At 67.5% G+C, this 19,302-nt stretch carries 16 protein-coding genes; 8 read left to right on the top strand and 8 right to left on the bottom strand.

Annotation, left to right across the window (positions count from 1 at the left end):
• Positions 1–122 precede the first annotated feature (122 nt).
• Positions 123–2,843 (top strand): ATP-binding protein, encoded by a 2,721-nt coding sequence (locus AC56LR_RS02215; protein WP_497126941.1) that lies wholly within the window; start codon positions 123–125, stop codon positions 2,841–2,843.
• Positions 2,844–2,867: 24 nt separating this feature from the next.
• Here AC56LR_RS02215 and AC56LR_RS02210 read toward each other — a convergent pair whose 3' ends face one another.
• Positions 2,868–4,112 (bottom strand): glycoside hydrolase family 1 protein, encoded by a 1,245-nt coding sequence (locus AC56LR_RS02210; RefSeq protein WP_497126939.1) that lies wholly within the window; start codon positions 4,110–4,112, stop codon positions 2,868–2,870.
• Positions 4,113–4,214: 102 nt separating this feature from the next.
• Positions 4,215–4,571 carry a translation initiation factor Sui1 gene (locus AC56LR_RS02205; protein ID WP_497126937.1) on the bottom strand — a complete coding sequence of 119 codons (357 nt, stop codon included), beginning with the start codon at positions 4,569–4,571 and terminating at the stop codon, positions 4,215–4,217.
• Positions 4,572–4,870: 299 nt separating this feature from the next.
• Between AC56LR_RS02205 and AC56LR_RS02200 the strand changes: the two genes are divergently transcribed.
• Positions 4,871–7,549: a bifunctional acetate--CoA ligase family protein/GNAT family N-acetyltransferase gene (locus AC56LR_RS02200; RefSeq protein ID WP_497126935.1), complete on the top strand. Its 2,679-nt coding sequence runs from the start codon at positions 4,871–4,873 to the stop codon at positions 7,547–7,549.
• Positions 7,550–7,617: 68 nt separating this feature from the next.
• On the opposite strand, the gene AC56LR_RS02195 is transcribed toward AC56LR_RS02200, so the two are convergent.
• The 3 genes from AC56LR_RS02195 to AC56LR_RS02185 form a co-directional block, all read right to left on the bottom strand.
• Entirely contained in the window at positions 7,618–8,865 is a 1,248-nt protein-coding gene (locus AC56LR_RS02195; protein ID WP_497126933.1) for a DEAD/DEAH box helicase, read from the bottom strand.
• A gap of 108 nt (positions 8,866–8,973) precedes the next feature.
• Positions 8,974–9,099 carry a hypothetical protein gene (locus tag AC56LR_RS02190; protein WP_497126931.1) on the bottom strand — a complete coding sequence of 42 codons (126 nt, stop codon included), beginning with the start codon at positions 9,097–9,099 and terminating at the stop codon, positions 8,974–8,976.
• 69 nt (positions 9,100–9,168) lie between these two features.
• Positions 9,169–9,840, bottom strand: coding sequence for a hypothetical protein (locus AC56LR_RS02185; protein ID WP_497126929.1), 672 nt, complete (start codon positions 9,838–9,840; stop codon positions 9,169–9,171).
• Positions 9,841–10,054: 214 nt separating this feature from the next.
• On the opposite strand from AC56LR_RS02185, the gene AC56LR_RS02180 reads away from it, so the two are divergent.
• The 3 genes from AC56LR_RS02180 to AC56LR_RS02170 all read left to right on the top strand — a co-directional run bounded on the left by AC56LR_RS02180 (position 10,055) and on the right by AC56LR_RS02170 (position 12,722).
• The gene (locus tag AC56LR_RS02180) at positions 10,055–11,353 is read left to right on the top strand and encodes a sensor histidine kinase (protein WP_497126927.1); all 1,299 of its coding nucleotides are present in this window, start codon (positions 10,055–10,057) and stop codon (positions 11,351–11,353) included.
• On the top strand, positions 11,346–12,125 hold the full coding sequence (locus AC56LR_RS02175; protein WP_497126925.1) for a LytR/AlgR family response regulator transcription factor: 780 nt from the start codon (positions 11,346–11,348) through the stop codon (positions 12,123–12,125). The genes AC56LR_RS02180 and AC56LR_RS02175 overlap by 8 nt, the downstream gene beginning before the upstream one ends.
• Positions 12,126–12,227: 102 nt before the next feature.
• Positions 12,228–12,722, top strand: coding sequence for a hypothetical protein (locus tag AC56LR_RS02170; protein ID WP_497126923.1), 495 nt, complete (start codon positions 12,228–12,230; stop codon positions 12,720–12,722).
• A 4-nt stretch (positions 12,723–12,726) separates the two neighbouring features.
• On the opposite strand, the gene AC56LR_RS02165 is transcribed toward AC56LR_RS02170, so the two are convergent.
• Positions 12,727–13,737, bottom strand: a complete 1,011-nt coding sequence (locus tag AC56LR_RS02165) for an aldo/keto reductase (RefSeq protein ID WP_497126921.1) — start codon at positions 13,735–13,737, stop codon at positions 12,727–12,729.
• A gap of 161 nt (positions 13,738–13,898) precedes the next feature.
• Here AC56LR_RS02165 and AC56LR_RS02160 point away from each other — a divergent pair, with 161 nt between their 5' ends.
• On the top strand, positions 13,899–15,233 hold the full coding sequence (locus AC56LR_RS02160; protein ID WP_497126919.1) for an NAD(P)/FAD-dependent oxidoreductase: 1,335 nt from the start codon (positions 13,899–13,901) through the stop codon (positions 15,231–15,233).
• Positions 15,234–15,254: 21 nt separating this feature from the next.
• Here AC56LR_RS02160 and AC56LR_RS02155 read toward each other — a convergent pair whose 3' ends face one another.
• Complete coding sequence (locus AC56LR_RS02155; RefSeq protein ID WP_497126917.1) at positions 15,255–15,992, bottom strand: sensor histidine kinase; 738 nt, start codon at positions 15,990–15,992, stop codon at positions 15,255–15,257.
• A gap of 188 nt (positions 15,993–16,180) precedes the next feature.
• On the opposite strand from AC56LR_RS02155, the gene AC56LR_RS02150 reads away from it, so the two are divergent.
• Positions 16,181–16,636, top strand: coding sequence for a hemerythrin domain-containing protein (locus AC56LR_RS02150; RefSeq protein ID WP_497126915.1), 456 nt, complete (start codon positions 16,181–16,183; stop codon positions 16,634–16,636).
• 39 nt (positions 16,637–16,675) lie between these two features.
• Here the strand turns inward: AC56LR_RS02150 and AC56LR_RS02145 are convergent, their stop codons facing one another.
• On the bottom strand, positions 16,676–18,301 hold the full coding sequence (locus AC56LR_RS02145) for a response regulator (protein WP_497126913.1): 1,626 nt from the start codon (positions 18,299–18,301) through the stop codon (positions 16,676–16,678).
• A gap of 260 nt (positions 18,302–18,561) precedes the next feature.
• On the opposite strand from AC56LR_RS02145, the gene AC56LR_RS02140 reads away from it, so the two are divergent.
• Positions 18,562–19,011, top strand: a complete 450-nt coding sequence (locus AC56LR_RS02140; protein ID WP_497126911.1) for a hypothetical protein — start codon at positions 18,562–18,564, stop codon at positions 19,009–19,011.
• The last annotated feature ends 291 nt before the right edge of the window (positions 19,012–19,302 follow it).

The following is a 19,302-nucleotide window of genomic DNA, read 5'->3' as shown; positions in this document are numbered from 1 at the left end:
TAAGGCTCACAAGCACCGGCTTTTGGGCTATATTTTTGATGAGTATCAATTGTCAGCAGGGTATAGGAGTAAAGACAGCGCGCGGCACGACTTCATCGTTCAGCATTCCATCGGGATGACACATGCGATATGGTGTTCTGGCAGAACCAGCAGATCTCGCGAAGCACCCCCCCACCCGGCGTCAGCTGCGCACTGTCATTGGCGTTCTCGTTTTCCTGGCGGCGCTGTTCGCGCTGCTCGTGCCGTTCGCCGGCACGCCGATGCCGGCGGCGCCGGCATTCGTGCCGATGTACCAGTCGATCCTCATCGGCAGCAACCTCCTCACCGGCATCCTCCTGCTCGGGCACGTGCATACCAGCCGCTCCTGGTCGCTCGGCATCCTGACCCTGGGCTACCTGTTCACGGCGCTGATCGCACTGGCGCACATGCTGACCTACCCGGGCCTGTTCTCGGCTCGCGGGCTGCTGGGCGGGAACGGCCAGACCACGCCCTGGCTGTTCATCCTCTGGCATGCGCTGTTCCCGCTGTTCGTGCTTACCTATACCCGCAGCTACCGGCGCCCGCTGCCGCCGCATTTCATGCGGGTCGGCACCCTGCTCATCGTCCTGTTCGTCGTGACCCTGGTGCTGGCCTGTACCAGCGGTGCGCGCCACCTGCCGGCGCTGGTGACGGCGCAGCGCCACGAAGGCGCCTACCGCTGGATCAGCCTCGCGGTGCTGGCCCTGACGCTGGGGGCGCTGTACAAGCTGGGCGCCAGGCGCCCGCGCGCCGTGCTGGACGTCTGGCTGATCGTGGCGATGACGGCCTGGGTGTTCGAGGTGCTGCTTTCCTGCCTGGTCAACGGGGGCCAGTACGACCTCGGTTTCTATGCCGGCCGCCTGTACGGGCTGGCCGCTTCGCTGTTCGTCCTCGGCGCGGTTGCGATCGACAACATCGCGCTGCACGCGCGCCTGCGCGACACCTTCGAGGAAATGATCGAGACACGCTCGCGCGCCCAGTGGCAAAGCCTGCTCGGATCGGTGCTGCAGCAGCTGCCGGACGGGGTCCTGATCGTCGATGCCGAAGGCCACTGCGTGATGGCGAACGACCAGGCCGAGCGCATGGCGGCGCGCTTCGCCCACAGCGGCAAGGGCAGCAAGCCCGGCCCCGAGGTAATGCTTTCCCTGATTGGCGAGCCGGTACGGCGCGCGGTCGGGGGCGTGCCGTTTCGCGACGCGATGCTCGAAAGCGTGGCGGGCGACGGACGCCGCATGTTCACCGTCAGCGGCGCGCCGCTGCGCGACGGCGCGGCCGAACTGGCGGCGGCCGTGATCGTCCTGGACGACATCACCGAGCGCACCGCGGCCAGCGTGGCGCTGGCCAGTGCGCTCGACCAGGCCAGGTACCTGATCGAGAACACGCCGCTGGCCGTGATCGAATGGGACCGCAATTTCGTGATCCGCCTGTGGAACCGGCGCGCCGAGGAGCTGTTCGGCTGGACTGCGCAGGAGGCGGTCGGCCAGCGCATCGACGGCCTGCCGGTGATCCACGAAGACGACGCCGGCAAGGTGGCGATGGCGATGGGCCGCCTGATCGACTCGGCCACCAAGTACGTCAAGTCGTGCAACCGCAACCGCACGCGCGACGGGCGCACCCTGCGCTGCGAGTGGTACAACTCGGTGCTGTACGACGAGCAGGGCGACATCGACAAGGTGTTCTCGCTGGTGCTGGACGTGAGCGAACGCGAGGAGGCGATGGACGGCCTGACCGAAGCCGACCGCCGCAAGGACATCTACATCGCCACCCTGGCGCACGAGCTGCGCAATCCGCTGGCCCCGATCGCCAACGCGGCCTCGCTCCTGCGCAGCAAGCACCTGGCGCCGGACCGCATCGAGTGGATCGCCGCCATGGTGGGCCGCCAGACCGCCCAGATGTCGCGCCTGCTCGACGACCTGCTGGACGTCTCGCGCATCAGCCGCGGCAAGATCGACCTGCGGCGCACGCCGCTGGAGATGGGGCGCCTGTTGCGCGACACCCTGCAGACCAGCATGCCCCTGATCGAAGCGGGCCGCCACCAGGTGGCGCTGAACCTGTGCGACGAGCCGGTCTGGGTCGATGCCGACGCGCTGCGCATGACCCAGGTGCTCGCCAACCTGATCAACAACGCCGCCAAGTACACCCCGCCCGGTGGCCAGATCGAGATCACCCTGAAGCAGGAAGGCGGCGACGCACTGGTCCGCGTGCGCGACAACGGCATCGGCATCGAGCCGGACATGCTGGCGCGGGTGTTCGACGCGTTTGTCCAGGTGAGCAGCGCCAGCCACCTGGCCCAGGGGGGACTGGGGATCGGGCTGTCGCTGGCCAAGGGCCTGGTCGAGCTGCATGGCGGGCGCATCGACGCGCACAGCGCCGGCCCGGGACATGGATCCTGCTTCAGCGTGCGCCTGCCGACCGTCCAGCCGCCCGAAGCGCGCCTGGCGGTCGAAGCGGGCAGCAGCGCCACGCCCGGCCTGTCCAAGACCATCCTGATCGCCGACGACAACGTCGACGCCGCCGATTCGCTGGCCTGGCTGCTGCGCTCCGAAGGTGCGACGGTCGAAGTGGTGCACGACGGCGCGGCCGCCCTGCGCCTGTACAACGAGCGCCCGGCCGACATCGCGGTGCTCGACCTGGGCATGCCGGAGATGGACGGCCTGGAAGTGGCGGCCGCGCTGTCGCACCGCTCGCCGCGCCCCTACATGGTGGCGGTGACGGGGCGCGGCCGCAAGGAAGACCGGGCCGCCTCGCTGGCGGCCGGCTTCGACGAGCATTTCACCAAGCCGGTGGCGCCGCAGGAGCTGATCGACCTGCTGCGCCGGCTGTAGCCGGCCGGGCATGCGCGCGAGCCGTCAGGACCAGTCCTTGTCCGACTGCAGCTTGAGCCTCTGGGCCGCGTCGAACACGTCCTGCAGGTCCACCGGGTCGCTGAACGGGTCTTCGTCGAGGCAGGTGACCCGGTTCAGTTCCTTTTGCCAGCGCCGCAGTTCGTCGACCAACTCCCGGTGCGGCACCCGTTTCAGGTCGCCGTTGTCCTCGATGACGTCGCAGATGCCGTTGTGCACCCATTCGCCGGTATGCCAGTCGGGCATGTCGACCGCGGGGAACAGGCAAATCCCCTGCAGGTCGATGCCGCGGCGCACCGCCGCCAGCGATTCTTCCATCACGTCCTTGAGCCAGGCGGCGCGGCCATGGCCCAGGCCACTGGTCTCGCCGATGATGATCGGCCGGCGGTAGCGGGTCCAGATCATCTCCAGCATGTCGCACAGCGGCGCGATGCGGTCGTCGCCCGGCGGCAGCGGCGCATGCGGGCCCTGCTCGCGGTATTCCATCTGCCCGAAGGAATAGGCGTTGGCGCCGACGATGTCCAGCACCTCGGGCGAGCCGCCGAATTCGGGATGCTCGCGCCCGCACAGGATGTCCCAGGCCAGGAAGGTGTCGACATGGGTTTCGTGGCGCGCGGCCTCGATCTGGTCCGGGCGGTCGCGCGGCGCCACCACCCAGACCAGCGGATCGACGTTGACCATGCGCGCTTCCGGGTCGACTTCGCGGATCGCCTTCACGCCGGCGATCGCGGCCCGCGTCAGCGCCAGCAGCAGGCGGGTCCGGTCCTCGCGGCTGCACTGGTAAGGCGCGGCCCAGCCCCATTCGCCGGCGCAGAAGGAAAAAAAGGTGATCTCGTTGATCGGGGTGAAGAAGTGCGGGCCGCGCACTTTCGGCACCACGTAGGCGGCCGCGGCGCGGCAATAGGCCGCGAAACGGCTGACGAAATCCTCGGAAAACGGGTCGAGGTCGTCCGGATAGCCGTAGTGGCAGAGGTCCCAGATCGGCAGGATCTTCGAGGCGTTCATGGCCTCGATATAGGGATCGACGCAGGAGAAGTCATGGCGGCCGCCCTTGTCCACGGTCGGCCACGGGATGCCTTCGCGCGCCACGGCGATGCCCAGGCTGCTCAGTATCCGGTAATCCTCGGCCGCATGGCGGTCATGTCCCGTTTCCGCCACCAGGTTGCGCCGCACGCCGTTGTTCCACAAGAAGTTGGAACACTCGAAGCCGGACAGGAAGAAGGTGGGGAAGATGCCTGGATGACGTGCCATGCGGTTCTCCATTGCGGTGTGCCGTCGGCGCGGCAGGAAGAGGCAGCTTACCTCCCACCGACCCATGGCGGCGCAGCGGATGGCGCTCGCAGCAGAAAGGCCTCAGCCGCCGGCGCGCCTGGGCCGGTGCCCAAGCTTCTCGAGCGCCCCCATGACCAGCTCGCAATGGTTGCCCTGCACCTCGATCACGCCATCCTTTACCGTCCCGCCGGACCCGCAGGCCGTGCGCAGCTGCTTGCCCAGCACGGCCAGCGCGGCAGCATCGAGCGCGAGCCCCTTGACCAGGGTGACGGTCTTGCCGCCCCGGCCCTTGGCTTGCCGCGACACGCGCACCACGCCGTCGCCCGCGATCACGGGCTTGGCCTTGCACGCGCATTGCGCGAGGGGCTGGCGGCAAGCGGGGCACATGCGCCCGCTCTCGGTGGAGTAGACCAGGCTGCTGCTTGGATTGTTCTTCATGGGTCTGGTTTGACTGAGGCGGCCCGCGCCGGGTCGAGGGATTCTAGCATGGGCTTTGCCTCACTTGACGGTCGATAAATTGCCGCAAAAGCAAGGTACTGTTAGAAGGCCGCCCCGCGCTACGCCGGCTGAGCGGTCCGGTGCGCGCCGTCTTCCGAAGCGGCGCTATGCTCTCCTCATAAAGGCCTGCCACGGGCCGGCATCTGCCACAGCACCTGCTCACGAGGAAAGACCGCGCCCATGCCAGACGCCCGTTCTCCTGCCGCCCCGGCGGCCACTTCCCCGGCCGGGAACGCCGCATGAGCGTGCGCAACCTCCAGCACCTGTTCGCGCCCGGCGGGGTAGCCCTGGTCGGCGCGTCCGCGCGTCCCGGCAGCCTGGGCGCGACCCTGCTGCACAACCTGCTGGCCGGCGGCTTCAAGGGCGAGGTCTGGCCGGTCAATCCCAAGTACCAGGAACTGGAGGGGCAGCGCTGCCATGCCAGCGTGGCCGAGCTGCCGCAGGCGCCTGCGCTGGCCGTGATCTGCACGCCGCCGTCGACCATACCGGGCATCGTGCGCCAGCTCGGCGAACGCGGCACCCGCGCGGCGGTGGTGCTGACCGCGATCCCGCAGGACGCGCGCGACCCCAAGGGGCGCAGCCTGCGCCAGGCGATGCTCGACGCGGCCCACCCGTATCTGCTGCGCCTGCTGGGCCCGAACAGCGCCGGCTTGCTGGCGCCCGGACTGGGCCTGAACGCGAGCGTGGCGCACAGCGGGGCGCTGCCGGGGCGGATCGCCTTCGTGTCGCAGTCGGGGGCCCTGATGGCCGGGGTGCTGGACTGGGCGCGCACGCGCGGCATCGGCTTCTCGCATTTCGTCGCGCTGGGCGACGCCGCCGACGTCGACCTGGGCGACGTGCTCGATTACCTGGCCAGCGACGGGGCCACCTCCGCCATCCTGCTGTACGTGCAGGACCTGCGCCACGCGCGCAAGTTCATGTCGGCCGCGCGCGCGGCGGCGCGCAGCAAGCCGGTGCTGGTGCTCAAGGCCGGCCGCGAAAACGACTCGCTGCCGGCCGCCGCCAGCGAGAGCGGGGCGCTGGCCGATCCCGACGACGTGTTCGATTGCGCGATCCGGCGCGCCGGCATGCTGCGCGTGTACACCACCGACCAGCTGTTCTCGGCCGCCGAGACCCTGGCCTATGCGCGCCCGCTGCACGGCGAGCGCCTGGCCATCGTCAGCAATGGCGCCGGGCCCGGCGTGCTGGCGCGCGATGCGCTGGCCTACGGCGGCGGGGTGGAAGCGCAGTTGTCGGGGACCTCGTCGGAAAGACTCGATGCGCTGCTCGCGCCGGGCTGGCGGCGCGGGAACGTGGTCAACCTGCAGGGCGGCGCGCTGCCCGCGGTCTACCGCGAGACCATGGAGATCCTGCTGCAGGACCCGCAGGTGGACGCGGTGCTGGTGATCCAGTCGCCCACCGCCACCGTGGCCAGCGGCGACGTGGCCAACGCCATCGCGCCGCTGGTGCGCACGGCTTCCAGGACCATTCTCTCGTGCTGGCTGGGCGGGGCCTCGGTGCTGGATGCGCGTGCGATCGCATCCGGCGCGCGCCTGCCGGCCTACCGCACCCCCGAAGACGCGGTGGCCGGCTTCATGCAGCTGGTGCACTACCGGCGCAACCAGAACCTGCTGATGGAAGTGCCGCCCTCGATGGCGGGCACGGTGGCGCCGGACCGCGCGGCGGCGCGCGCGCTGGTGCGCGAAGCCCTCGCCAGCGGCCGCAAGCTGCTGTCCGATCCCGAGACCAAGGCGATCCTGCGCACCTATGGCATGGCGGTGGTCGAGACCCGCGCCGCGCCCGACATCGAGAAGGCGGTGCAGGCGGCGCAGAACATCGGCTACCCGGTGGCGGTCAAGATCCTCACGCCCGACGTGATGCACAAGTCGGATTTCGGCGGCGTGGCGCTCGACCTCGACACCGAGGAAGCCGTGCGGGCCGCGGCCGCGCGCATGCGGCGCCGGCTGGGCGAACTGTTCCCCGATGCCCGCTTCGAGGGCTTCGCGGTGCAGGCGATGGTGAGGCGCAGCAGCGCGCACGAGCTGATCGTCGGGGCGGCGCTGGATGCCGTCTTCGGGCCGGTGATCGTGTTCGGGCAGGGCGGGGTGACGGTGGAAGTGGCCGACGACCATTCGGTCGGCCTGCCGCCGCTGAACCTGGTGCTGGCGCGCGACCTGGTCGACCGCACCCGCGTGGCGCGGCTGCTGGCCGGCTACCGCAACCGCCCGGCGGTGAACATGGACGCGGTGCTGGCAAGCCTGGTGCAGGTTTCGCGCATGGTCTCGGACATTCCCGAGATCGTGGAACTCGATTTGAATCCGCTGCTGGCCGATGCGAAGGGCGCCGTGGTGCTGGACGCGCGCATGCGCCTGGCGCTGGCCGACCGTTCCGGCAGCACGCTCGACCGCCTCGCCATCCGCCCCTATCCGCGCGAGCTGGAAGAGACGGTCGAGTGGAATGGCGGGCCCTTGCTGCTGCGGCCGATCCGTCCGGAGGACGGGCCGGCGCACCTGGCCTTCTTTGACGCGCTCACGCCGGACGATGTGCGCTACCGGATGTTCGTGCGGATTCGCGAGCTGCAGCCTTCGCAGCTGGCGCGCTTCACGCAGATCGACTACGACCGCGAGATGGCCTTCATCGCGACGCGTCCGAATGCGGACGGCGTGGCCGAGACGCTGGCGGTGGGCCGGGTGGTGGCCGATCCCGACAATATCACGGCGGAATTCGCGGTGACCGTGCGCTCGGACCTGAAGGGGATGGGGCTGGGGAAGATGATGATGGAGAAGCTGATTGCCTACTGCCGAAGCCGCGGCACGCGCGAGATCGTGGGGGAGGCACTGCCGCAGAATTCGCGGATTACGGCGATGGTCAAGAAGCTGGGTTTTACGGTGACGTCGACGGGCCTGGAGGGCATGCGCGAGATGAAGTTGATCTTGTAGGGTGGGCGGCTTCGCCGCCCGCCCTACGAAAGAATATTTCATCAGAAGTGCGAAGTTGAAATAATCTTTCATCGCCTGAACCGCACATCCTCCGTCACCACCGGCGCATTCCCCTTCGGCTTCTTCGGCTTCTTCGGTTTCTTCACGATCTGCCCGCCCGCCTCGGTCACCGGCACCCGGTGATCCGGCACGAACCCGTTCTCCTCGATCCGCGCCAATGTCTGGCGCGTCAGCGCCTCGATCGCCGCCAGCTGCTCGACCTCGTCCGCGCAGACCAGCGACACCGCTTCGCCCGAGGCGCCGGCACGCCCGGTACGGCCGGTGCGGTGCACGTAGTCCTCGGCCACGATCGGCAGGTCCACGTTCACGACGACCGGCAAGTCCTCGATATCCAGCCCGCGCGCGGCGACGTCGGTGGCCACCAGCACCCGCACCTCGCCGGCCTTGAAGCGATCGAGCGCGCGCAGGCGCGCAGGTTGCGGCTTGTCGCCATGGATCGAGTCGGCCGAAATGCGCTTGGCGTCGAGCAGCGCCACCAGCTCGTCCACGCTTCTGCGCGTCTTGCAAAAGGCCAGCACCTGCGGCCAGTCGTGTTGCCTCAAGAGGTGCAGGAACAGCTCGGACTTGCGCTTTTTATCGACCGTCACCAGCCACTGCCTGATCGCCGTGACGGTCGAGTTGCGCGGCGCGGCCTCGATCCGCACCGGCTCGCGCAGCAGGCGGTTGGCCATGGCGCGGATCTGGTCGGAGAAGGTGGCCGAGAACAGCAGGGTCTGGCGCTTTTTCGGCAGGGCGGCGAACACCTGGTCGAGCTCGCGCGAGAAGCCGAGGTCGAGCATGCGGTCGGCCTCGTCCAGCACCAGGGTCTGTACTTCGTTGAAGGTGACGGCGTTCTGGCGGTGCAGGTCGAGCAGGCGGCCTGGCGTTGCCACCAGCACGTCCACACCCTTGCGCAGGCTCATCATCTGCGGATTGATGCTGACCCCGCCATAGGCGACCATCGTGCGTAGCTGCAAGCCGGCGCCATAGGTCTTGAAACTCTCGTGCACCTGCTCGGCCAGCTCGCGGGTCGGCACCAGCACCAGCACGCGCGCGGCATTGCTGCTGACCGGCGTGCTTTTTTTGCTCAGGCGCTGCAGCAGCGGCAATGCGAAGCTGGCGGTCTTGCCGGTGCCGGTCTGGGCCGCGGCCATGACGTCCTTGCCGGCCAGCACGGCGGGAATCGCCTGCTGCTGCACGGTGGTCGGGGTGGTGTAGTCGAGTGTAGCGAGGGTCTGATTGAGGTGGTCGATCAGCCCGAGGGAAGCAAACGGCATGGGGTGGTTGCGGAAATAAATGAACAGCCGCTAGTGTCTCACATCGGGACAGCCGCTGTGGCGCCTGCCGGTGTCGGCACAGGGGAGCAGGTGACGCAATCCGCCGGCTTAATCGACGACGGCGGTGCGCGACAGGTCGACGATGGGCTTGGCAGGCTCGCGCTGGTCCTTGCAGCCTGCAAGAAACACGCAGGTGATGGCGAAGGCGGCGGCGAGCAGAAGGCGCGGTGGCATGGCGGATCCTCCAGGGAAGCTTCCATCATACGCCGGTCCGCGCCGGAAATGCATACGCCTGTGGTTTTTTTAGAAACTGTACGATACGCTTGCGCGCAGCACCGGATACACCTTGAAATCGGCCGCATCCTCGCTCAGCCGCAGTTCCTCGACCGCCACGTCGCGCGCCAGCTGGCCGCACAGGGCGTTCGAGGTGACGCAGCCGCGCGGGATCAGGTTCACGGTTCCCTTGCCCTGGTAGAAGGCGCCGAGGTCGGCGCTGACGTTCCAGCGCTTGTTCGGGTTCAAGGCATTGCCCCAGCCGATGCCGAGATACGGCGCGGCGCGGCGGAAGCTCACGTCGCCTTCCAGGGTGCCGATGTCGTTGCTGGTATAGGTGGTGCCGTTGAAGCTGAAGCTGCCGGCTACGCCCGGCTTGCCGCGGACGTCGAAGCGGGTGCCGTTGTAGACGAGGCCGCCGGTCAGGCGAAAATCGCCTTGCGGGCGCAGGTACCAGTCGAACAGCACGTCGAAGGTCTGCAGCTTGCCGTCCAGGTGGTAGTCGACCAGCCCCGAGCGCTTGTCGAAATCATGCTTGAAATAGTTGGCACCGAAGCGGCCATTCAGGTAGGTCTCCATCGGGACCACGACGTGGAAACCGGCGCCGGTGGTGCCGAGGTCGGCGGTGAGGGCGACGCCGGCCTGGGCGGAGGCGCCGCTCACGATGGCGGCGGCAGCGAAGACGAGATGTTTCAGGGACATGCGAAAACCTTTCAGTGTCGATTAGCGCAGGCATTGTAGCCGCAGGGCAGGCCATGGCGCGAGCGCCGCAAGCCAGGTGAGACCAATGCGCAACGGTTTATTGATGCCCGCCGTCCCCGGTTTCGTCGCCCTTATCCCGGCTCCGTCGCATAATGTCACCCGGCAATGCAGACCACGGCTAATCTGGCCTTGCCCTGACTAATGAGAGAACATCATGATTTCAAGTACCTTCCACTTCGGCCGGCTGCTGGCCGCCTGGCTCATCGTCTACATTACCCTCTGCATCTTCCTGGTCGAGTCGATCTTCAAGCACACCGAATTCGGCGAGCGCGACATCGGCGGCTACCTGGTGCTGCTCGGTTTCGTGCTGGGCCTGTGGGTGCTGTCCGGTGTGTTTTCGCACATCCGCCGGGTGCGCCTGGTGTCCGGCGCGGTCAACTCCAGCACGCTGTCGAACCGCCAGCGGCGCCAGATCGAGATCCCGTTCGAGGCCGGCGAAGCCTTCGACCTGATCGACGCGGCCATTCGCGAACTGCCGGGCGCGGTAATCTCGGAGAGCGCCCGCGACAGCCTGCAGGTGCGCGCCAAGGTGGCCCGCATCGACCCCTACGGCAATAGCGAGCGCGGCGACAGCGCGCTGTCCAACTGGGCGCTCGACCATTTCGGTTCGCGCCGCAACCAGATCCTGGCCACCGTCACGCCCAACGGCGACGAAGCCGGCAGCGTGACCCTGATCTGCGAGCCGGAAGGCGCGGCCTGGACCGACTGGTTCCTGGTCGACCACGGCACCAACCTGGAAAACGCCGAAGCCATCGTGCGCGCCATCACCCGCCGCGTGGCCGAACGCCGCCGCGGCGAGAAAGCCAGGGTACGCCAGACCGCCACCGAGAAGGAACTCACGGTCGCCAAGCTGAACCTGCTGCACGCCCAGGTCGAACCGCACTTCCTGTACAACACCCTGGCCAGCGCCCAGGTGCTCACGCGCACCGATCCGGCGCGCGCCGACGAGATGCTGGGCAACCTGATCCAGTACCTGCGCCACTCGCTGCCGCGTACCGAAGACGCCCCCTCGACCATCGGCGAGGAACTCGAGCGGGCGCGCGCCTACCTCGACATCCTGAAAATCCGCATGGGCCCGCGCCTGCAGTTGCAGGTCGATATCCCGGACGCCCTGCGCGGCGTGCTGTTCCCGACCATGATGCTGCAGACCCTGGTGGAGAACGCGATCAAGCACGGCCTGGAGCCCAAGCCCGGCGGCGGCACGGTCTGGATCCTGGCGCGCCAGGTCGACAACGCGGTGGCCGTGACGGTGGCCGACGATGGCCGCGGCTTCACGGCGGAAGGCGGCGGCACCGGAGTCGGCCTGCGCAATGTGCGCGAACGCCTGCGCCTGGCCTACGGCAACGCGGCCTCGTTCTCGATCGTGGCCAACTTCCCGAGCGGCGTGGCGGCCACCATCACCGTGCCCAATGCCGTCAACAGCACGGTTGGCGAAGGAGTCCATCATGCCTAAATGTGTGATTGCCGAAGACGAAGCCCTGCTGCGCGAGTCGCTGGTGCAGCTTCTCGCCCAGGTGTGGCCGGAGCTGGAAATCGTCGCCGCCTGCGAAGATGGCGGCAGCGCCCTGGAGGCGATCGCCGCCTGGCAGCCCGAAGTCGCCTTCCTCGATATCCGCATGCCTGGCCTGAGCGGACTCGAAGTGGCGGCTAGCGTGCTCGATTCCGGGATCAAGACCGAGGTGGTGTTCGTCACCGCCTACGACCAGTACGCGATCGACGCGTTCGACCGCGGCGCCGTCGACTACCTGCTCAAGCCGGTGGCGCGCGAGCGGCTGGCCGGGACGGTGGGGCGGGTGAAGGAACGCCTGGCGCGCGGCGGCCAGGACCAGGGGCAACTCGGCCAGCTGCAGGCGCTGCTGCAGCAGCTGGCGACCGTCGCGCCACCCCAGCCCAAGGCCCCGCCGCTGGTCTGGCTCACCGCCAGCCGCGGGCAGGAGACGCGCCTGATCCTGGTCGACGACGTGGCTTACTTCCAGGCCGACAGCAAGTACACGGTGGTGATGACGGCGGACGGCGAAGCCCTGCTGCGCAAACCCATCCGCGATTTGCTGGAAGTGCTCGACCCGTCCATGTTCAAGCAGGTGCACCGCTCGACCATCGTCAACCTGCGCGCGGTGGCCGGGGTGACGCGCGACGACACCGGGCGCGGCATCGTGCGGCTGAAGAACCGGCCCGAGACGCTCGCCGTCAGCCAGCCCTTCATGGCCTTGTTCAGGAATATGTAAGCGAGTGTGAAAGGGCGCCCGCAAGAGGGGATTGTTCGCTACCGTACATCCAATGAACGTTCCCAATGGTAACGTGTGGACATCAACTCTCGAGAGGCACCCATGAAATCCCTGATCCTTTGCGCAGCCCTGGCGGCCGCATCCTTCCCGGCGCTGGCCCAGACCAATGTCAGCATCAACATCGGCCAGCCGGGCTTCTACGGCCGCCTGGACATCGGCGACTACGGTCCGCCGCCGGTCTACCTGGCGCAGCCGGTCGTCATCGAGCGCCACTACCGCACCAACGTGCAGCCGGTCTACCTGCGGGTGCCGCCGGGCCATCGCAAGAACTGGAGAAAGCATTGCCGCAAATACGGCGCCTGCGGCCAGCCGGTGATGTTCGTGCAGGACCAGTGGTATTCGGACGTGTATGCGCCGCGCTACCGCGAGAGCCATGGCGGGTATGAGCGCCATGGCCGCGGGGACGACCGCCGCGATGACCGCTACGACCGCCGCGACGACCGCAACGACCGTTACGACGACCGCGGGCATGGCAAGCACAAGGACAAGCACCACGACAAGGGCCATGGCAAGGGCCACGGCCGTGGTCACGACTAAAATCTCAGCCGGCCGGCTGGCCCGGCAGCGGCGCCTCGCGCGGCAGCAGGCCCTCCAGCACCAGCTCTTCCCAGAACCCGGCCGGAATCTGCACCTCCATCAGCCCCGCATTACGGCGCAGGTGGTGGGCGCTGCTCGCGCCCGGGATGGTGGCGACCACCACCGGGTGGGCGGCGCCGAACTGCAGCGCGGCGGCGGCCAGGTCCACGCCATGGCGCGCCGCCACGCGGCGCAGGCGTTCGCGTTGCGCATGGCGCTCCGGGCTGGCCGGCAGGTAATCGTAATGGTCGCCGCCGGCCAGGAATCCGGAGTTGTAGGGGCCGCCCAGCACCACGCCGGCGCCGCGCCTGGCGCATAGCGGGAAGAGGGCGTCCAGCGCCGTCGTTTCCATCAGTGTATAGCGCCCGGCCAGCAGGAAGATGTCGGGGTCGGACTGCTGCAGCGCGCGCAGGCAGGGCTCGACCGTGTTCACGCCCAGGCCCCAGCCCTTGATCATGCCTTCCTCGCGCATCCGCACCAGGCCTTCGAAAGCGCCTCCGGGCCCCGACGCCACCCTGAAATAGTGCTCGAACTCGGCTCCAAAGGCGTCCGGCGACAGGTCGTGCACGTAGACGATGTCGATGCTGCCCAGCGCCAGGCGCTGCAGGCTGTCCTCGACCGCGCGCCGTGCGCCGCCGTCCGTGAAGTCGATCACGCGCCGGAACGGCATCGAGGAGACGAAGGGCGGGGCGGGGTCGCCGGCCGGATCGGGCACGAGCAGGCGCCCGACCTTGGTCGAGAGCGTGTAGTCGGCGCGCGCGCGCCGGCGCAGGGCCTGGCCGAAGCGGTGCTCGGACAATCCGGTGCCGTAGTGGGGCGCGGTGTCGAAATAGCGGATGCCCGTGTCCCAGGCCGCATCGACGGTGGCGTGCGCCGCCTCGTCGCTGGTGGTGTGGTACATGTCCCCCAGCCCGGTGCCGCCCAGGCCCAGGTGCGTGATCGGTCGAAAGCGCTGGTTCACGTCGGCTCCTTTCATTGTGGTTGGCCTGCCGGGCCATGCTACACCGGCCGCCCCCGCGCATGATAGCCATGCCGCGCTTCGCCCCCGATGGACGCGCCGCGGCCTCAACGCTGAGCTTGCGCAAACGTAGTAAGATTGCCACATCGCCCATGTGCTGGCGTTGCCGGACGGGCGACATGAAGGAGCTTACTTTGCGTAGCGATATCGTGATCGTGGGTGGTGGGGCAGGCGGCCTGGAGCTGGCCTGCAAACTGGGCCGGAAACTCGGGCCGTCGAAGGTGACGCTGGTGGACAGCCGGCTCTACCATATCTGGAAGCCGTCGCTGCACGAGGTGGCGGCCGGCACCCTGGACATCCACCAGGAAGGCCTGTCTTACCAGATGCTGGCGCACGACAATGGCTTCAATTTCGTGTTCGGCCCGATGACGGCGCTCGACGCAGCTAGCAAGACCCTCACGGTCGGCGCCATCGTTGCAGCAAGCGACAACGACGAAGTCCTGCCCGAGCGCAGGCTCGTCTACGGCGCGCTGGTGCTGGCCATCGGCAGCACCTCGAATTATTTCGGCGTGCCCGGCGCCCGCGAACACACCATTTCCCTGAACGCCACCGAAGACGCCGAGCGCTTCCGCCTGCGCATGCTGCGCCTGATGCTGGCCGCGGAACAGGACCAGGAAGAGCAGGACGGCAGCGGGCGTGGCCAGGGCGGGGGACTGGACGTGGTCATCATCGGCGGCGGCGCCACCGGCGTGGAGCTCGCGGCCGAACTGCGCGAAGCCTCCGGCGCTTACGTCACCTACGGCTTCGACCAGCTGGATGTGCGGCGCGACGTGCGCATCACCATCCTGGAGGGCGCGCCGCGGGTGCTGGCGCCGCTGCCCGAAAAAGTCTCGGCGGCCGCCGCCAGCTTGCTGGACAAGCGCGGCATCCGCGTGGTCGCCAACTGCCGCGTCACGGCCATCGAGAAGGACCGCGTGATCGACCAGCAGGGCAATGTCTATCCCGCCAAGCTGTGCGTCTGGGCCGCGGGCATCCGCGCGCCCGAGCTGCTCGAGACCTTCGGCCTGCCGCTGGCCAAGGGCGGCCAGGTCGAGGTGGATGCGCAACTGCGCGTGAAGGGCATGCCGGACCTGTATGCGCTGGGCGATTGCGCCGCCTGCACCGATGGCAAGGGCACCGTGGTGCCGCCGCGCGCCCAGGCCGCGCACCAGCAGGCCGATTACCTGGTGACGACCTTCCTGCGCAGGCACAGGGGCGAGGCGCCGCAAAGCGCTTCTTACGAGTACCGCGATTACGGTTCGCTGGTGTCGGTGGGCCGCAGCACGAGCGTGGGCAGCCTGATGGGTTCCCTGCGTGGGGCGAGCTGGTTCGTGCAGGGCACGATGGCGCGCCTGATGTACACCAGCCTGCACCTGATGCACCACCGCGCGGTGCTCGGCACCATGCGCACCGGGGTGCTGGCGCTGGCGCGCTTCCTGGTGCGGCGGGCCACGCCCCTGGTGAAGCTGCACTGAGCTGCGCCGGGGCGCGCCCGCTTACACGGCCGGCGCGTCCTTCGGCAAGGTCATGCGCAGCAGCGTGCCGCCGCCTTCAGGCGCGATCAATTCCAGCGTGCCGCCCAGGAAGCGGGCGCGCTCGCGCAGCAGGCGCAGGCCATGGCAGCTGTTGGTTTCCATGACGCCGGCGCCCGCCGGCAGGCCGATGCCGTTGTCGCGCACGGTGAGCATCAGCTGCTCGCCGTCGTCGTCGAGCACCACGTCCACTTCGGTGGCGCGCGCATGCGCGGCCACGTTGCGCAGGCCTTCCTCGGCGCAGCGCAGCAGCACCACGCCTTGCGTGCGGCTGGTCGATCCGTCTTCCTCGGGCAGGCTGGCGCGCGCGGTCAGGCCGTGCCCGGCCCCGAATTCGGGCACCAGCTCGGCCAGCGCGGCCTTCAGGCCGAGGAATTCGAGCTTGTCGTTCCACAGCTCGAGCTGCATCTTGCGGTTGGTCTCGATGATGTTCGCGAGCAGGGTCTTCATCTGCGCACCGCGGTCGCGCATCGACTTGTTCTCGGCAGGAATGTGCTGGCTCAGCAGGGCCAGGTGCATGGTCAGCGCGGTCATGGACGAGCCCAGGCTGTCGTGCAGCTGGCGTGCCAGCAGGCGGCGTTCCTCGTCCCAGCAGCCGGACACGTAGGCCAGCATCTCGGCGAGTTCAGCGGAGCGGTCCGCAGGCGGCGCATTGGATGCGCTTGCTGCCGTGTCGGACTGCGGAGGTGCCGGTTCGGTCATCGTAAGCTCGGTTAAATGTTTCCCAAATCATACAACAGTTGGACGGAAGGGGGCGCGCAAGCCGGATGGCGCCGCCGGTTCCGCTCATCCGGGGTCAGCGTGCGCTGCCGTACAGTCGGGTCGGCGGTTTCGGGCGATGCTGGGGTCGTGGAAGTACCACTTTATCAACATAACCGGGGGTAACATAAATGACGACCGCAGCCAAACCGCAGGATGCCATCACGCTGCTCACCGCGCAGCACCGCGAAGTGAAATCCATGTTCGATGAGTTCGAGAGCATGACGGACCGCGCCAAGGTCAGCAAGAAAAAGCTCGCCGACAAGATCTGCGACGCGCTCATCATGCACGCCACGATCGAGGAAGAAATCCTGTATCCGGCCGTGCGTGAAGCCACCAAGGAAACCGAAGACATGGTCGACGAGGCCGTGGTCGAGCACGCCTCGGCCAAGGACCTGATCGCCCAGATCCAGGAAATGGACCCGGGCGAAGACCTGTACGACGCCAAGGTGAAGGTGCTGGGCGAGCTGGTCGAGCACCACGTCGAGGAAGAAGAGAAAGAAATGTTCCCGAAGATGCGCGAGCTGAAGCTCGATCTGGCGGGACTGGGACAGGAAATGGCGGCGCGCGCTGCCGAATTGCAGTAGGTTTTACTCGCCCGGACGCCAGGGTCCGGGCAAAGCGGCTCACGCCGCGTCGGCCGCCGGCATGCTTGCCGGCGCCAGTGCTTCCAGCAGCTGGTCCATGCTCACGGGTTTCACCAAATGCTGGTCGAAGCCCGCTTCCAGCACGCGGCGCTGGTCTTCCGCCAGGCCGTAGCCCGTCAGCGCAATCAGGCGGATGCCGGCCGTGGCTGGATCGCGCCGCAGGCGGCGCGCCACTTCATAGCCGTCGATGCCGGGCAGGCCGATGTCCACCAGGGCCGCCGCCGGCAAGCCGCTGACCGCTGCCGCCACGCCCTGCAGTCCGTCGGCCGCCTGGGCCACCGGGAAGCCGTGGGCGGCCAGCATGGTCGCCATCATTTCGCGGCCGTCTTCATTGTCTTCGATCAGCAGCACCGACGGCTTGCCGGTATTGTCGCCCAACGAATGCTGGGGCGCCTGCGGCGCCACGGCCGGCTCGGTGCGCGGCAGGCGGATCAGGAAGGTCGAGCCGTTGCCGCAGCCTTCGCTTTCCGCACTGACGCTGCCGCCATGCAGTTCCACCAGGCGGCGCACCAGCGACAGGCCGATGCCCAGGCCGCCCTGCGAGCGGTCGATCGAGATCGCACCCTGCACGAACACGTCGAACACATGCGGCAGCAGCTCGGCCGGGATGCCCACGCCGCTGTCCCGCACGGTCAGCACGACTTCGTCTGCCGTCTCGGCCAGGTTGATGTCGATGTTGCCGCCGGCCGGGGTGTACTTGATCGCGTTATCGAGCAGGTTCGAGGTGATCTGCTCGAGGCGGGTCGGGTCGCCGTCCACCCATCCAGGGGACAGGTCGACGCTGAATCGGTAGCCGGCGGTGCGGCCGGTGGCGCGGAAGGTCTCCAGGCAGCCCGATACCAGGTTGGCCAGGTCGATCGGTTTGCGCGCCAGCAGGATCTTGCCCGACATCGCACGCGACAGATCGAGCAGGTCGTCCACGATGCGCGACAGGTGCTGGCTCTGGCGCTGGATGATCTGCTTGGCGCGGCCGACGGTCTCGCTGTTGGCGCCCGCCAGGCCGATCAGCGAGGAAGCGCTGCTGATGGCCGACAGCGGGTTGCGCAGTTCGTGGCCCAGCATGGCGAGGAATTCGTCCTTGGCGTGGCTCTTGCGCTCGGCATCACGGCGTTCTTCCATCTCGCGCACGAGGCGGCGGTTGGTCGCGGTCAGCTCGGTGGTGCGTTGCGACAGCTTCTCGGCCTGGCGCTTGAGCTGCTCGTTCTTCATGGCCAGGGCCACGAACACCGACACCTTCGCATGCAGCACCTGCGGGATCACCGGCGTGAACATGAAGTCGGCGGCGCCGCGCTGGTAGGCTTTCAGGCGGTCGATCTCGTCGGCCAGGAAGGCGGTGACGAAAATGATGGGGATGTCGGCCGAGCGGGCGCGCTGGTGGATCGCTTCGGCGGTTTCGAAACCATCCATGCCGGGCATGTTCACGTCGAGCAGGATGACGGCGAAATCATGCAGCAGCACCTGGCGCAGGGCTTCCTGGCCGGAGCGGGCGGAATGGACCGTGTAGTTGCTCTCGTCCGCCCATTGATCAAGCAAGCTCGTCAGCGCTAGCAGGCTTGCCGCATCGTCGTTTACGACAAGAATTTTCGGTTTATCAGTATGTGCCACGATGTTTGCGGTACTTTCGCCAAAAGGGAATGCCTTCGGAACAAGAATACCGGAGCCGAATGTTACGTTAAAGAAATCCTGCGTAATAACAGCGAATGATAGCACGACGAATAAAGTGCACCAGAGCAAAAAACTCAATTGTGTGCGCTATTACCGGTACGCTGCCGCACATACGCCACACCCCCTCTGTGCCATAGTGGATGCGACCAGTTCAGCCGTATTCACATGCAGGACCGGGGCCCCAACTTGAAAGGACAATCATGAATATCGATAACATCGTAAATCAACAATTCCACGGCAAGTCGTTTAGCGAACTCGTCAATGCGCCCCTGAGCGCCCTGAGCGGCATTACCGAACAGCAGGCCTGTGCATTTGCCGCCGTCGGCGTGAGAACGGTCGGGGATCTGGCGAAGATGCCGGTCGTGAACTACGCAGTGGCCATCCATGCGCTTGCGACCTGCGAAGGCGCTTCCAGCAGGGAACAGGCGGAAGAATGCCTGCTCGACGACGCCGTCGAGATGACCTTCCCCGCCAGCGACCCGATTTCGGTCGATTCGGGCATCACCCGCATCGAAGTGGCGCCGGACAAGGTCGACGCCGCCCGCGACCACCAGGGCGCCCAGGCCATGGAAGCACACTCCGAAGAGGCGCTGCGCAATGCCGGGGTGCGTACCGGGTACCTGCAGAAGGACGACGGCGGGAACCGCTGATAGCGGCAGGTTACTTCGGTCGTAAAACGGGCCACGGGCGGCGCAAGCTGCTCGTGGCCTGTTTGTTTCCAAAATCTTTCTGCCGAAAACGCAAAAATCGGGGTCAGGTCCTGACATTGAGACACGGACTCAACTGGAGTAGTGCCGGGCTCGTGTCCGAATGTCAGACCTGACCCTGACCCTTCCCCTCAAATTCTCACCTCCTGCACCAAGGTAATCAGTTCAATAAGGGCGGTCTCGAACGCGTGTGGAGGTAATCGAGGTCGCGTACTCTCCATCAAATAACTTCGT

The sequence above is a fragment of the Telluria sp. ZT3P39 genome (assembly GCF_059685935.1).
This window is presented reverse-complemented; position numbering and strand designations above follow the sequence as displayed.

Bases quoted from the DNA above. Each gene is read 5' to 3' on its own strand.
- AC56LR_RS02215 (WP_497126941.1), top strand. From the start codon at position 123: ATGCGATATGGTGTTCTGGCAGAACCAGCAGATCTCGCGAAGCACCCC.
- AC56LR_RS02210 (WP_497126939.1), bottom strand. From the start codon at position 4,112: ATGGCACGTCATCCAGGCATCTTCCCCACCTTCTTCCTGTCCGGCTTC.
- AC56LR_RS02205 (WP_497126937.1), bottom strand. From the start codon at position 4,571: ATGAAGAACAATCCAAGCAGCAGCCTGGTCTACTCCACCGAGAGCGGG.
- AC56LR_RS02200 (WP_497126935.1), top strand. From the start codon at position 4,871: ATGAGCGTGCGCAACCTCCAGCACCTGTTCGCGCCCGGCGGGGTAGCC.
- AC56LR_RS02195 (WP_497126933.1), bottom strand. From the start codon at position 8,865: ATGCCGTTTGCTTCCCTCGGGCTGATCGACCACCTCAATCAGACCCTC.
- AC56LR_RS02190 (WP_497126931.1), bottom strand. From the start codon at position 9,099: ATGCCACCGCGCCTTCTGCTCGCCGCCGCCTTCGCCATCACCTGCGTG.
- AC56LR_RS02185 (WP_497126929.1), bottom strand. From the start codon at position 9,840: ATGTCCCTGAAACATCTCGTCTTCGCTGCCGCCGCCATCGTGAGCGGC.
- AC56LR_RS02180 (WP_497126927.1), top strand. From the start codon at position 10,055: ATGATTTCAAGTACCTTCCACTTCGGCCGGCTGCTGGCCGCCTGGCTC.
- AC56LR_RS02175 (WP_497126925.1), top strand. From the start codon at position 11,346: ATGCCTAAATGTGTGATTGCCGAAGACGAAGCCCTGCTGCGCGAGTCG.
- AC56LR_RS02170 (WP_497126923.1), top strand. From the start codon at position 12,228: ATGAAATCCCTGATCCTTTGCGCAGCCCTGGCGGCCGCATCCTTCCCG.
- AC56LR_RS02165 (WP_497126921.1), bottom strand. From the start codon at position 13,737: ATGAAAGGAGCCGACGTGAACCAGCGCTTTCGACCGATCACGCACCTG.
- AC56LR_RS02160 (WP_497126919.1), top strand. From the start codon at position 13,899: ATGAAGGAGCTTACTTTGCGTAGCGATATCGTGATCGTGGGTGGTGGG.
- AC56LR_RS02155 (WP_497126917.1), bottom strand. From the start codon at position 15,992: ATGACCGAACCGGCACCTCCGCAGTCCGACACGGCAGCAAGCGCATCC.
- AC56LR_RS02150 (WP_497126915.1), top strand. From the start codon at position 16,181: ATGACGACCGCAGCCAAACCGCAGGATGCCATCACGCTGCTCACCGCG.
- AC56LR_RS02140 (WP_497126911.1), top strand. From the start codon at position 18,562: ATGAATATCGATAACATCGTAAATCAACAATTCCACGGCAAGTCGTTT.